The organism is Pseudomonas sp. HR1, assembly GCF_030175875.1.
Lineage (GTDB): Bacteria > Pseudomonadota > Gammaproteobacteria > Pseudomonadales > Pseudomonadaceae > Chryseomonas > Chryseomonas oryzihabitans.
In genome coordinates this window covers 1,497,930-1,510,147 of sequence record NZ_JASNRF010000001.1, presented here as the reverse complement: position 1 = coordinate 1,510,147, position 12,218 = coordinate 1,497,930, and the positions used below count along the sequence as shown (strand labels likewise).

At 64.2% G+C, this 12,218-nt stretch carries 13 protein-coding genes; 10 read left to right on the top strand and 3 right to left on the bottom strand.

What is annotated here, in order from left to right:
• Positions 1 to 156 precede the first annotated feature (156 nt).
• The 8 genes from rsmA (at position 157) to QKY98_RS07010 (ending at position 8,888) form a co-directional block, all read left to right on the top strand.
• Positions 157 to 948, top strand: coding sequence for a 16S rRNA (adenine(1518)-N(6)/adenine(1519)-N(6))-dimethyltransferase RsmA (gene rsmA / locus QKY98_RS07045; RefSeq protein WP_017640354.1), 792 nt, complete (start codon positions 157 to 159; stop codon positions 946 to 948).
• A gap of 34 nt (positions 949 to 982) precedes the next feature.
• Positions 983 to 1,369: a Co2+/Mg2+ efflux facilitator ApaG/CorD gene (gene apaG / locus QKY98_RS07040; protein ID WP_145248710.1), complete on the top strand. Its 387-nt coding sequence runs from the start codon at positions 983 to 985 to the stop codon at positions 1,367 to 1,369.
• 8 nt (positions 1,370 to 1,377) lie between these two features.
• The gene (locus QKY98_RS07035) at positions 1,378 to 2,199 is read left to right on the top strand and encodes a symmetrical bis(5'-nucleosyl)-tetraphosphatase (RefSeq protein WP_284670569.1); all 822 of its coding nucleotides are present in this window, start codon (positions 1,378 to 1,380) and stop codon (positions 2,197 to 2,199) included.
• The gene (gene glpE / locus QKY98_RS07030) at positions 2,196 to 2,522 is read left to right on the top strand and encodes a thiosulfate sulfurtransferase GlpE (RefSeq protein WP_027597514.1); all 327 of its coding nucleotides are present in this window, start codon (positions 2,196 to 2,198) and stop codon (positions 2,520 to 2,522) included. The genes QKY98_RS07035 and glpE overlap by 4 nt, the downstream gene beginning before the upstream one ends.
• A gap of 377 nt (positions 2,523 to 2,899) precedes the next feature.
• Positions 2,900 to 4,822 carry a PrkA family serine protein kinase gene (locus QKY98_RS07025; RefSeq protein ID WP_007159742.1) on the top strand — a complete coding sequence of 641 codons (1,923 nt, stop codon included), beginning with the start codon at positions 2,900 to 2,902 and terminating at the stop codon, positions 4,820 to 4,822.
• 76 nt (positions 4,823 to 4,898) lie between these two features.
• Positions 4,899 to 6,170 (top strand): YeaH/YhbH family protein, encoded by a 1,272-nt coding sequence (locus QKY98_RS07020; protein ID WP_007159743.1) that lies wholly within the window; start codon positions 4,899 to 4,901, stop codon positions 6,168 to 6,170.
• Positions 6,167 to 7,708, top strand: coding sequence for a SpoVR family protein (locus QKY98_RS07015; protein WP_027597513.1), 1,542 nt, complete (start codon positions 6,167 to 6,169; stop codon positions 7,706 to 7,708). The genes QKY98_RS07020 and QKY98_RS07015 overlap by 4 nt, the downstream gene beginning before the upstream one ends.
• Positions 7,709 to 7,760: 52 nt before the next feature.
• On the top strand, positions 7,761 to 8,888 hold the full coding sequence (locus tag QKY98_RS07010; RefSeq protein WP_144954321.1) for a multifunctional CCA addition/repair protein: 1,128 nt from the start codon (positions 7,761 to 7,763) through the stop codon (positions 8,886 to 8,888).
• Between the two features lie 241 nt (positions 8,889 to 9,129).
• On the opposite strand, the gene folK is transcribed toward QKY98_RS07010, so the two are convergent.
• Both folK and folB read right to left on the bottom strand, forming a co-directional pair.
• Positions 9,130 to 9,663: a 2-amino-4-hydroxy-6-hydroxymethyldihydropteridine diphosphokinase gene (gene folK / locus QKY98_RS07005; RefSeq protein ID WP_077171039.1), complete on the bottom strand. Its 534-nt coding sequence runs from the start codon at positions 9,661 to 9,663 to the stop codon at positions 9,130 to 9,132.
• Positions 9,660 to 10,013, bottom strand: coding sequence for a dihydroneopterin aldolase (folB, locus tag QKY98_RS07000; protein ID WP_007159747.1), 354 nt, complete (start codon positions 10,011 to 10,013; stop codon positions 9,660 to 9,662). The genes folK and folB overlap by 4 nt, the downstream gene beginning before the upstream one ends.
• A 110-nt stretch (positions 10,014 to 10,123) precedes the next feature.
• Between folB and plsY the strand changes: the two genes are divergently transcribed.
• Positions 10,124 to 10,693 (top strand): glycerol-3-phosphate 1-O-acyltransferase PlsY, encoded by a 570-nt coding sequence (gene plsY / locus QKY98_RS06995; protein ID WP_007159748.1) that lies wholly within the window; start codon positions 10,124 to 10,126, stop codon positions 10,691 to 10,693.
• 45 nt (positions 10,694 to 10,738) lie between these two features.
• Here the strand turns inward: plsY and tsaD are convergent, their stop codons facing one another.
• Complete coding sequence (tsaD, locus tag QKY98_RS06990; protein ID WP_284670568.1) at positions 10,739 to 11,764, bottom strand: tRNA (adenosine(37)-N6)-threonylcarbamoyltransferase complex transferase subunit TsaD; 1,026 nt, start codon at positions 11,762 to 11,764, stop codon at positions 10,739 to 10,741.
• A gap of 205 nt (positions 11,765 to 11,969) precedes the next feature.
• Here tsaD and rpsU point away from each other — a divergent pair, with 205 nt between their 5' ends.
• Complete coding sequence (gene rpsU / locus QKY98_RS06985) at positions 11,970 to 12,185, top strand: 30S ribosomal protein S21 (RefSeq protein ID WP_007159750.1); 216 nt, start codon at positions 11,970 to 11,972, stop codon at positions 12,183 to 12,185.
• The last annotated feature ends 33 nt before the right edge of the window (positions 12,186 to 12,218 follow it).

Sequence of the window (12,218 nt, the reverse complement as noted above, 5' to 3'; positions counted from 1 at the left end):
AATGAGCATTCCGAAGGTCTTTTCAACGCAGTTTGGCCGACGCGCAGCAGGTTATGAAGAGACTCTGAGCGCTCCGGTGACGGCCAAGGGTCTGCTAAACTGGTAGGTCTTTGCCGTCTTGAAATCGCAGGCCCGCTGCCTGCGCCGGAGCACCTGATGACCGAGCTCTACCAACACCGCGCCCGCAAGAGGTTCGGCCAGAATTTCCTGCACGACGCCGGGGTGATCCATCGCATCCTGCGCGCCATCCACGGGCGACCCGGCGAGCGCCTGCTGGAAATCGGCCCGGGGCAGGGCGCCCTGACCGAGGGCCTGCTCGGCAGCGGTGCCCGGCTCGACGTCATCGAGCTGGACCAGGACCTGATTCCCCTGCTCCGACTCAAGTTCGGCCTCAATCCGCTGTTCACCCTGCACCAGGGTGACGCCATGAAATACGACCTCTCCAGCATCGCCGCCGGCGATCGACTGCGGGTGGTGGGCAATCTGCCCTACAACATCTCCACGCCGCTGATCTTCCACCTGCTCAGCTTCGCCGACATCATCGCCGACATGCACTTCATGCTGCAGAAGGAAGTGGTGGAACGCCTGGCCGCGGTGCCGGGCAATGGCGACTGGGGTCGGTTGTCGATCATGGTGCAATACCACTGCCGCGTGGAGCACCTGTTCAACGTCGGTCCAGGCGCCTTCAATCCGCCGCCCAAGGTGGATTCGGCGATCGTGCGCCTGGTGCCCCACACCGAGCGGCCCCATGTGGCCCGCGATCCGGTGCTGCTCGAGCGCGTCGTCCGCGAGGCCTTCGGCCAGCGCCGCAAGACCCTCAGGAACACCCTCAAGGGCACCCTGGACAGCGCCGCCATCGAGGCCGCCGACGTCGATCCGGGGCTGCGCCCCGAGCAGCTGGACCTGGCCGCCTATGTGCGCCTGGCCAACCAGCTGGCGTCCAGCTGAAGCCTTTCCACCCGCCTCCGCAGAGAATTCTCCCGTGACCGAGCCCGATCCGCGCTATCTCATCACCGTGCAGGTCACCACCCGCTACCTGCCCGAGCAATCCAGTGCCAGCCAGGAGCGCTACGCCTTCGCCTACGATGTGAGCATCCGCAACGACGGCCAACTGCCGGCGCAGCTGCTCAGCCGCCACTGGATCATCACCGATGGCAACGGCGAGGCGCAGGAAGTGCGCGGACCGGGCGTGGTGGGCGAGCAGCCGCTGATAGCCCCGGGCGAAACCCACAACTACTCCAGCGGCACCCTGATGCCGACCCAGGTCGGCAGCATGAGGGGCAGCTACCAGATGGTCGCCAGCGATGGTCATCTCTTCGAAGCTGCCATCCCCACCTTCCGCCTGGCCGTACCCGGCTCGCTGCACTAGGAGTCCCGATGACGCTGTACGCCGTTGGCGATCTGCAAGGTTGCCTCGACCCGCTCAAATGCCTCCTCGACGAGGTCCGCTTCGATCCTGCGCAGGACCGTCTCTGGCTGGTAGGGGATCTGGTCAACCGCGGACCTCAGTCCCTGGAAACCCTAAGATACCTGTACGCGATGCGCGATTCGCTGGTCAGCGTCCTAGGCAACCACGACCTGCACCTGCTGGCGGTGGCCCTGGGCGGCGCCCGGTTGAAGAAACAGGACACCCTGAGCGACATCCTCGCCGCCCCCGATCGCGACGAATTGCTGCATTGGCTGCGCCACCTGCCGCTGATCCAGCACGATGCGGAGCGCAATTGCGTGCTGGTCCATGCCGGCCTGCCGCCGCAGTGGACCCTGGACCAGGCCATGAGCCTGGCCGGCGAAGTGGAAGCCGTGCTGCGCGATGACCAGGCCCATGTGCCCTTTCTCGAGCAGATGTATGGCAACGAGCCGGCGCTCTGGCAAGATGATCTCCAAGGCCAGGAACGCCTGCGCCTGATCACCAACTACCTGACGCGCATGAGATTCTGCAGCGCCGAAGGTCGTCTGGAATTCAAGAGCAAGGAAGGCCTGGACAGCGCACCGGCCGGCTTCGCCCCCTGGTTCAGCCATGAGCACCGGCTGACCCGCAACGTGCGCATCCTGTTCGGCCACTGGGCCGCGCTCAAGGGTCGCTGCGCGGCGCCCAATGTCGAGGCCCTCGACAGCGGCTGCGTCTGGGGCGGCGACATGACCCTGCTCGACGTCGACGGCAACCGCCGTCATCTCTGCAGTTGCAAGGAGAAGAAATGAGCGAATTCACCTGTATCTCCCCCGAGCGGGCCCTGGAGCTGCGCAGCCAGGGCGCCCAGATCGTCGACATCCGCGATCCGCACAGCTACGCCTCCCTGCACGTCGCCGGGGCGCAGCGGCTCGACAACCAGAACATCCACGACTTCATCGCCGCTGCCGATCTGGACGCGCCGCTGCTGGTGTTCTGCTACCACGGTCACTCCAGCCAGAGTGCGGCCGCCTTCCTGGCCGGCCAGGGCTTCAGCCAGGTCTACAGCGTCGACGGCGGCTTCGAAAACTGGCGCACCCGCTATCCCGACGAGACCGCCAGCGGCCAGGCCTGAGCGGGCCTCTAGCACAGCCGATTGACGCTGTCGTTACAAGAATAAACCGAATTGGCTCTTCCACATCTCGCAGATAGGACTATTCTGGAATCAGGCCCTCCGGAAACGGCGGGCTCGATAACCGGCTTTGGACCATCGGTGTAACCACTGGAGATTCGGGGGAATTCCAGGGGGACCGTTTCCATCGGTCTCCTTCGTGCGTCTCTCGAAACCCAACCCTATTCTGCAGGCGTGTAAGGATCGATTAGGCAAGACGACCGCGAAGGTATTAGAGACGTTATCTTTCGTCGCCCGGCATGACCGCTCCCCACCGGCAGCAAGGCAAGGCTCCAGGCATCGATTCCAAGCTGGTCCAGGGTATCCAGCGAGGAGACGTCATGAGCATTTTCAGTCACTTCCAGGGGCGTTTTGAAGCGACTCGCCAGGAAGAGTATTCCCTTCAGGAATACCTTGAGATCTGCAAGAAGGATCGTACCGCCTTTGCCAGTGCCGCCGAGCGCATGCTCATGGCCATCGGCGAACCCGAACTGGTGGACACCACCAGTGATTCACGCCTGTCGCGCATCTTTTCCAACAAGGTCATCCGCCGCTATCCGGCCTTTGCCGACTTCCATGGCATGGAAGACTGCATCGAGCAGATCGTGTCCTACTTCCGCCATGCGGCGCAGGGGTTGGAAGAGAAGAAGCAGATCCTCTATCTGCTCGGCCCGGTGGGCGGCGGCAAGTCGTCCCTCGCGGAGAAACTCAAGCACCTGATCGAGAAGATCCCCTTCTACGCCATCAAGGGCTCGCCGGTATTCGAATCGCCTCTCGGGCTGTTCAATCCCGACGAAGATGGCCAGATCCTCGAAGAGGACTACGGCATCCCTCGTCATTACCTGCGCAGCATCATGTCGCCCTGGGCGGCCAAGCGCCTGCAGGAATTCGGCGGCGACATCAGCAAGTTCCGGGTGGTCAAGCTCTACCCCTCCATCCTCAACCAGATCGCCATCGCCAAGACCGAACCGGGCGACGAGAACAACCAGGACATCTCCGCGCTGGTGGGCAAGGTGGACATCCGCAAGCTGGAGGAATATCCGCAGAACGATGCGGACGCCTACAGCTATTCCGGCGCCCTGTGTCGGGCCAACCAGGGCCTGATGGAATTCGTGGAGATGTTCAAGGCCCCGATCAAGGTCCTGCACCCCCTGCTGACCGCGACCCAGGAAGGCAACTACAACAGCACCGAAGGCCTCGGCGCCCTGCCCTACAGCGGCATCATCCTGGCCCACTCCAACGAATCCGAGTGGCACACCTTCCGCAACAACAAGAACAACGAGGCCTTCATCGACCGGATCTACATCGTCAAGGTGCCCTATTGCCTGCGCGTCTCCGACGAGATCCACATCTACGACAAGCTCTTGGTCAACAGCTCCCTGGCCAGCGCCCATTGCGCGCCGGATACCCTGAAGATGCTGGCCCAGTTCTCGGTGCTCTCGCGCCTCAAGGAACCGGAAAACTCCAACATCTATTCGAAGATGCGCGTCTATGACGGCGAGAATCTCAAGGACACCGATCCCAAGGCCAAGTCGATCCAGGAATACCGCGACAGCGCCGGGGTCGACGAGGGCATGAACGGCCTCTCGACCCGCTTCGCCTTCAAGATCCTCTCGCGGGTGTTCAACTTCGACGCCAACGAGATCGCGGCCAACCCGGTGCACCTGCTCTATGTGCTGGAGCAGCAGATCGAAGCCGAGCAATTCCCGGCCGAGACCCGCGAGCGCTACATGAGATTCATCAAGGAATACCTGGCGCCGCGCTACGTGGAATTCATCGGCAAGGAGATCCAGACCGCCTACCTCGAGTCCTACAGCGAATACGGCCAGAACATCTTCGACCGCTATGTGCTCTATGCCGACTTCTGGATCCAGGACCAGGAATACCGCGATCCGGAAACCGGCGAGATCCTCAATCGCGCCTCCCTCAACGAGGAGCTGGAGAAGATCGAGAAACCCGCCGGCATCAGCAATCCGAAGGATTTCCGCAACGAGATCGTCAACTTCGTGTTGCGCGCCCGTGCCAACAATAACGGCAAGAATCCGAGCTGGCTGTCCTACGAGAAGCTGCGTGCGGTGATCGAGAAGAAGATGTTCTCCAACACCGAGGAGTTGCTGCCGGTCATCAGCTTCAATGCCAAGGCCAGCAAGGAAGACCAGCAGAAGCACAGCGACTTCGTGACCCGCATGGTCCAGCGCGGGTACACCGAGAAGCAGGTGCGACTGCTGTCCGAGTGGTATTCACGGGTACGCAAGTCGCAGTAAGGCAGCCTGAGGCTGAACCCGCGACGACGCGCCTGCCGCGTCGTCGTGGCGTCCTGCAATAGCCCGGAGGGCCTGTATGAGTTATGTCATCGACCGGCGTCTAAACGGCAAGAACAAGAGCACGGTGAACCGCACGCGTTTTCTGCGGCGTTATCGTGAGCACATCAAGAAGGCGGTCGAGGAAGCCGTGAGTCGGCGCTCCATCACCGACATGGAGCACGGCGAGCAGATCAGCATTCCTGCCCGCGACATCGACGAACCCGCGCTGTACCAGGGCAAGGGCGGACGCCAGACCATCGTCCACCCGGGCAACAAGGAATTCGTCAGCGGCGAGCGCATCCCGCGGCCCCAAGGCGGCGGCGGTGGTCAGGGCCAGGGCAAGGCCAGCAACAGCGGCGAAGGCATGGACGAATTCGCCTTCCAGATCACCCAGGACGAATTCCTCGACTTCATGTTCGAGGATCTGGAGCTGCCCAACCTGGTCAAGAAGCAGCTGACCGGCACCGACACCTTCAAGACGGTACGCGCCGGCATCAGCAACGAGGGCAACCCCGCCCGGATCAACATCATCCGCACCCTGCGTGCCTCCCATGCCCGGCGCATCGCCCTCTCCGGCGGCAGCCGCAACAAGCTGCGCGAAGCCAAGGCCGAACTGGCACGGCTGCGGGTGGAAGAGCCCGACAACCTGGGTGACATCCAGGCGCTGGAGGCCGAGATCGAGCGGTTGCGCGCACGTATCGACAAGGTGCCCTTCCTCGACACCTTCGACCTCAAGTACAACCTGCTCTCCAAGCAGCCCAGCCCCAGCTCCAAGGCGGTGATGTTCTGCCTGATGGACGTCTCCGGCTCCATGACCCAGGCGACCAAGGACATCGCCAAGCGCTTCTACATCCTGCTCTACCTCTTTCTCAAGAGAAACTACGAGCGCATCGAGGTGGTGTTCATCCGCCACCACACCAGCGCCAAGGAAGTGGACGAGGAAGAGTTCTTCTACTCCCGCGAAACCGGCGGCACCATCGTCTCCAGCGCCCTCAAGCTGATGCAGGAAGTCATGGCCGCGCGCTATCCGGTCAACGAATGGAATCTCTATGCCGCCCAGGCTTCCGACGGCGACAACTGGAACGACGACTCGCCCATCTGCCGGGAGATCCTGACCAAGCAGATCCTGCCGTTCATGCAGTACTACACCTATGTGGAAATCACCCCGCGCGAGCACCAGGCGCTGTGGTACGAATACGAGAACGTCCGGGGCAGCTTCCCGGATTCCTTCTCGCAGCAGCAGATCGTCTCGGCGGGGGATATCTATCCCGTGTTCCGCGAACTGTTCCAGCGGAGACTCGTGTCATGAAACGTGAGCCCATCTCCACCGGCTCGGAATGGACCTTCGAGCTGATCCAGACCTATGACCGGGAGATCGCCCGGATCGCCAAGCGCTATGCGCTGGACACCTATCCCAACCAGATCGAGGTGATCACCGCCGAGCAGATGATGGACGCCTACGCTTCCGTCGGCATGCCCATCGGCTACAACCATTGGTCCTATGGCAAGCACTTCCTCCATACCGAGAAGCACTACAGCCGCGGCCAGATGGGGCTGGCCTACGAGATCGTGATCAATTCCGATCCCTGCATCGCCTACCTCATGGAAGAGAACACCATGACCATGCAGGCACTGGTGATCGCCCACGCCTGCTACGGCCACAACAGCTTCTTCAAGGGCAACTACCTGTTCCGCACCTGGACCGATGCCAGCTCAATCATCGACTACCTGGTGTTCGCCAAGCAGTACATCACCCAGTGCGAGGAACGCCATGGCATCGATGCCGTGGAAGAACTGCTCGATTCCTGCCATGCGCTGATGAACTACGGGGTGGACCGCTACAAGCGGCCCTATCCCATTTCCGCCGCCGAGGAACGCCAGCGGCAGAAGGAGCGCGAAGAGCAGCTGCAGCGTCAGGTCAACGACCTCTGGCGGACCATTCCCAAGATGGCCGGCAAGGAAGCCCACGACGAAGGGGCGCGCTTCCCCAGCGAACCTCAGGAAAACATCCTCTATTTCGTGGAAAAGCACGCGCCACTGCTGGAGCCCTGGCAGCGCGAAGTGATCCGCATCGTGCGCAAGATCGCCCAGTACTTCTATCCCCAGCGCCAGACCCAGGTGATGAACGAGGGCTGGGCCACCTTCTGGCACTACACCCTGCTCAACGATCTCTACGACGAGGGCCTGGTCACCGAAGGCTTCATGTTCGAATTCCTGCAATCCCACGCCGGGGTGATCTACCAGCCGGGCTTCGACAGCCCCTACTACAGCGGTATCAACCCCTACACCCTGGGCTTCGCCATGTTCCGCGACATCCGCCGCATCTGCGAGGACCCCACGGACGAAGACCGCCGCTGGTTCCCCGAGATCGCCGGCAGCGACTGGCTGGCCACCGTCACCTTTGCCATGAAGAGCTTCAAGGACGAGAGCTTCATCCTGCAGTACCTCTCGCCCAAGGTGATCCGCGACCTCAAGCTGTTCAGCATCCTCGATGACGACCAGCGCGACGAACTGGAGGTGGCGGCCATCCACGACGACGGCGGTTATCGGCTGATCCGCGAGCAACTCGCCGCTCAGTACAACCTGGGCAATCGCGAGCCCAATGTGCAGATCTGGAACGTGGACCGGCGTGGCGATCGTTCGCTCACCCTTCGCCACTTCCAGCATGACCGCAAGCCGCTGGGCAACTCCACGGACGAGGTGCTCAAGCACCTGCACCGACTCTGGGGTTTCGATATCCGCCTGGAAAGCATGAGGGGCGACGACGTGGCCCAGAGCTTCCAGGTTCCACCCCGCCACGAGAGCCGCGATCACGACCGGCGTCTGGATCTGGCTTCGCCGATCTGAGTCGAGCCGATCTTTCGGGCTATCCTAGACCTCCGCAAGGAGGTCTTTTTCTATGCAAATCTACAAGGTGGGCGGTGCCGTACGGGATCGCCTGCTCGGTCGCCCGGTAACGGAGGTCGACTGGGTCGTGGTGGGTGCCACCGCCGAAGCCCTCGCTGCCCAGGGCTATCGCCCGGTGGGCGCCGACTTCCCGGTGTTCCTGCATCCCCAGACCGGCGAGGAATACGCCCTGGCCCGCACCGAACGCAAGAGCGGGCGTGGCTACGGCGGCTTCACCTTTCACGCCGCGCCCGATGTCACCCTGGAGCAGGATCTGATCCGCCGTGACCTGACCGTCAACGCCATGGCCGAAGACGACCACGGCCAGGTCATAGATCCCTATGGCGGGCGCGCGGATCTCCAGGCGCGCCTGTTGCGTCACGTCTCTCCCGCCTTCGCCGAAGATCCGCTGCGCGTGCTACGGGTCGCCCGCTTCGCCGCCCGTTATTGCAGCCTGGGTTTCCAGGTGGCGCCCGAGACGCTGCTGCTGATGCAGGACATGGTCGCCAGTGGCGAGCTGGATGCCCTGACCGCCGAGCGACTGTGGAAGGAAATCTCCCGCGCCCTGCTCGAAGAGCGACCCGATGTCTTCATTCGGGTGCTGCACGACTGCGGCGCCCTGGCCGCGCTGCTGCCGGAGGTGGCTGCCGGCTTCGCCGGCGAGCAGCCCGAGCCGGGTGCCCGGGTCTATGCCATCCTGCGCCAGAGCGCCGAGGTCCAAGCCTCGCTGAACGTGCGCTGGGCCTGCCTGCTGCTGGACGTACCGGAAGAGCAGCACGCAGCCCTCAACGCCCGCCTCAAGGTACCGCGCGATCCCGCCGAGCTGGCCTTGCTGCTGGCGCGCCATTGGCCCACGGCGCTGCAGGCCCGACAGCTGACCCCGGAGGCCTGGTTCGAGCTGCTGCAGGGCTTCGACGTGCTGCGCCGCCCGGCGCGCTTCGAGGAGTTCCTCCAGGCCTGCGCCTGTGCCGCAGCGGTCAGGCCCGCCGAGGGCGAGCCACCGCTGGCGCTGCTGCGTCAGGCGGCCGAGGTAGTGCGCGGGGTCGCGGTCCAGCCGCTGGTCGCCCAGGGCTTCAAGGGTGCCGCCCTGGGCGAGGCCCTCAAGCAAGCCCGCATCGAGGCCCTGGCGCAGCTTTCGTAGGTTGGGTTGAGCACAGCGCAGCTCCTCCCAAGCGACCCTCACCCCGACCCTTTCCCTGAGGGAGAGGGGGTTGTCCGAGCTGGGCGGAGCCTGTGTTAAAGCCGTAGCGTGGAAACGGCGCAGCCTTTTCCACTGGAGAGCCTTCGCGAGGCGTGCCCTCACCCCAGCCCTCTCCCAAAGGGAGAGGGGGAAGAGCTCCCGTAGGTTGGGTTGAGCACAGCGAAGCCCAACGACCGCCGCGTTACACCCGATCGGCGCCCAGCAACGCGTCTGGCGTCAGTTCCATACCCTTCCAGCTGAAAGCTACCGGTCGCAGCACCTGGGTGGTCTGGCCACGCATCTCCTGCCACAGCTCGTCAAAGCGCCGACCGTTGTCCGGATGCCGTCGTTCGCCGGCCAGCAGGGCCAGTGGCCAGAGCACGAAGGCGTTGCGCAGGATCTCGGCGCGCGGCAGGGTCAGGCCGGCGAACTCGCCGGTCAGGTCGCCGTGCAGCAGGATGTCGATGTCCAGTGGCAGACCCTGGCGATCCGGTGCATAGCGCCCGCTGCGGGTTTCGATGGCCTTGAGTCTCTGACTCAAGGTGGCGGGATCGAGGTCGGTGTCGCCGGCTACGACGAGATTGAAGAAGGGCGCACTGCGGATGCCTACTGCCTCGCTTTCGAACACTGGCGAGCAGTGCAGATCGGTCAGCAGCTCGGCGAGTTCGTCCAGGGCCATGCCCAGGTGCTGCTCGCGCTGGATGTTGCTGCCCAGCCCCAGATAGACCCGGGTCACGCCTGCCCCCGCTCGATCTCCACGCCCACGCCACGAGCGGTCGGTACCGCGCCAGGCTTGGTGATGCGCAGGCGCAGCCAGGGCAGCTTGAATTCCGCCTGCAGCAGGGCGGCCAGGCGCTCGGCGAAGGTCTCGACCAATTCGAAGGCGGTCTCGTGGGCAAAGGCGGTGATGCGCTCGGCCACTGCCGCGTAGTTCAGGGTATGTTCGAGTTCGTCGTTCGCCGCCGCCGCGCGGATGTCCCAGCCCATGGTGAGATCGATGCGCAGGCACTGGCGGATGTCACGCTCCCAGTCGTACACCCCTATCACGGTGTCGACCTCGAGTCCCTCGATGAAAACCTTGTCCACTGCCTTTGCCTCGCACCTTTGTCGTGCTCTGTGTGATCGTCACCGCCGGCCTATCGTCGGGCGGCGGGCTGTCGGTAGAATCGAGCCTTCTCCTGGCGCGGAACCCTACCATGTTCTGGCTGCTGCTCCTGCTGGCCTATCTGCTGGGCTCGCTGTCCTTCGCCGTGCTGCTCAGTCGCCTGTTCGGCACCCGCGACCCGCGTCACGACGGCTCCGGCAATCCCGGCGCCAGCAACATGCTGCGCCTAGCCGGACGCAAGCTGGCCCTGCTGACCCTCGCCGGCGACCTGAGCAAGAGCCTGATCCCCGTACTGATCGCCCAGCAACTGGGGCTTGCACCCCTGCAGCAGGCCTGGATCGGGCTGGCCGCCGTGGTCGGCCATCTCTATCCGCTGTACTTCCATTTCCGCGGTGGCAAGGGCGTCGCCACGGCGGCCGGGCTGCTGCTCGGCCTTTATCCGCCAGCGGCGCTGCTAGGGCTGGTGCTCTGGGCCGCGGTATTCGCCAGCCTGAGGATCGCTTCCCTGGCGTCCCTGGTCGCGGTGCTCGGCATCCTGCCGCTGTTCGCCTGGCAACGTCCGGACCTGCTGGCGCCGATGCTGCTGCTCGCCCTGCTCATCCTGATTCGCCACCGCCACAACCTGCGCGCCCTGCGCCAGGGGACCGAGCGTCATTTTTGACCCTGGCGCCGTCCGGGGATTGCCCGCTGGCGCCCTCCGCCCGTCTCAGAGCGCCGCCAGCTGCTCCATGGGCCAGCGCGCCTTGACGGCGATGGCCGGGCCTTCCTGCTGGCCGGCCAGCAGCCGCTGGCAACCGGCATAGGCGATCATGGCACCGTTGTCGGTGCAGAAGCGCGGCCGCGCATAGAAGACGTGACCACCCAGTTCGCCGAGCATCTGCTCCAGGTTCTCGCGCAGCGCGCGGTTGGCGCTGACGCCACCGGCGATCACCAGCGACTTGAGCCCGGTCTGCTTCAGCGCGCGCTTGCACTTGATCGCCAGGGTCTCGACCACCGCCGTCTGGAAGGCCAGGGCGATGTCGCAGCGGGTCTGCTCGCTGTCGTCACCGGCCGCCCGGCAGCGCTGCCAGGTGGTGAGGGTAAAGGTCTTGAGGCCGCTGAAGCTGAATTCCAGGCCGGGCCGATCGGTCATGGGGCGCGGAAAGAGGAAGCGCCCCGCCACGCCGCGCTCGGCCAGGCGGGCGATCTCCGGTCCACCGGGATAGCTCAGGCCTAGTAGCTTGGCGGTCTTGTCGAAGGCTTCGCCGGCGGCATCGTCCAGGGACTCGCCCAGCACGCTGTAGCGGCCGATGCCATCGACCTGCACCAGCTGGGTATGGCCACCGGAGACCAGCAGGGCGACGAAGGGAAATTGCGGCGGCTGCTCTTCGAGCATGGGCGCCAGCAGATGACCTTCCATGTGGTGGACGCCCAGGGCGGGCACGCCCCAGGCCAGCGCCAGCGCCTGGGCACAGGCCGCGCCCACCAGCAGGGCGCCGACCAGGCCGGGGCCGGCGGTGTAGGCGATGGCGTCCACGTCCGCGGGACGGCTGCCCGCCGCGTCCAGCACTTCGCGGATCAGCGGCAGCATGCGCTTGACGTGATCGCGCGAGGCGAGCTCCGGTACCACGCCACCGTAGACGCGGTGCAGATCGATCTGGCTGAACAGCGCATCGGCCAGCAGGCCGCGCTCGCTGTCGTAGAGGGCGACGCCAGTTTCATCGCAGGACGTTTCCAGTCCCAGAACACGCATGGAGATAAGCCTTCGAGGGTATAGAATGTCAGGCTGCGCATGATAAGCGCCGCTTCCAGCACCGGCCAGCGCTTTTCGTCCGCCGGGGCTTGGCAGCGGGGCAGTTGAAGCGTTACTATCCGCAACCCTTAAAAACCGACGCTTCCCGTGCCCTTTTGCCGCTAGCGTTGGATTAAACCTCGGTAAATTTGAAGGTACGACCTGGATGCCCAACGTCAAAGTCAAAGAAAACGAACCCTTCGACGTAGCGCTGCGTCGTTTCAAGCGTTCCTGCGAGAAGGCCGGTGTACTGGCCGAAGTGCGTAGCCGCGAGTTCTACGAAAAGCCCACCGCCGAGCGCAAGCGTAAAGCTGCCGCCGCGGTCAAGCGCCACGCCAAGAAAGTACAGCGCGAGCAGCGCCGTCGCGAGCGTCTGTACTGAGTTACAGCGCTCCTCTGGCGTCATCAAACAACC

Coding starts and splice junctions, on each gene's coding strand:
- QKY98_RS07025 (WP_007159742.1), top strand. CDS start 2,900: ATGAGCATTTTCAGTCACTTCCAGGGGCGTTTTGAAGCGACTCGCCAG.
- QKY98_RS07015 (WP_027597513.1), top strand. CDS start 6,167: ATGAAACGTGAGCCCATCTCCACCGGCTCGGAATGGACCTTCGAGCTG.
- rsmA (WP_017640354.1), top strand. CDS start 157: ATGACCGAGCTCTACCAACACCGCGCCCGCAAGAGGTTCGGCCAGAAT.
- QKY98_RS07010 (WP_144954321.1), top strand. CDS start 7,761: ATGCAAATCTACAAGGTGGGCGGTGCCGTACGGGATCGCCTGCTCGGT.
- QKY98_RS07035 (WP_284670569.1), top strand. CDS start 1,378: ATGACGCTGTACGCCGTTGGCGATCTGCAAGGTTGCCTCGACCCGCTC.
- rpsU (WP_007159750.1), top strand. CDS start 11,970: ATGCCCAACGTCAAAGTCAAAGAAAACGAACCCTTCGACGTAGCGCTG.
- tsaD (WP_284670568.1), bottom strand. CDS start 11,764: ATGCGTGTTCTGGGACTGGAAACGTCCTGCGATGAAACTGGCGTCGCC.
- glpE (WP_027597514.1), top strand. CDS start 2,196: ATGAGCGAATTCACCTGTATCTCCCCCGAGCGGGCCCTGGAGCTGCGC.
- plsY (WP_007159748.1), top strand. CDS start 10,124: ATGTTCTGGCTGCTGCTCCTGCTGGCCTATCTGCTGGGCTCGCTGTCC.
- QKY98_RS07020 (WP_007159743.1), top strand. CDS start 4,899: ATGAGTTATGTCATCGACCGGCGTCTAAACGGCAAGAACAAGAGCACG.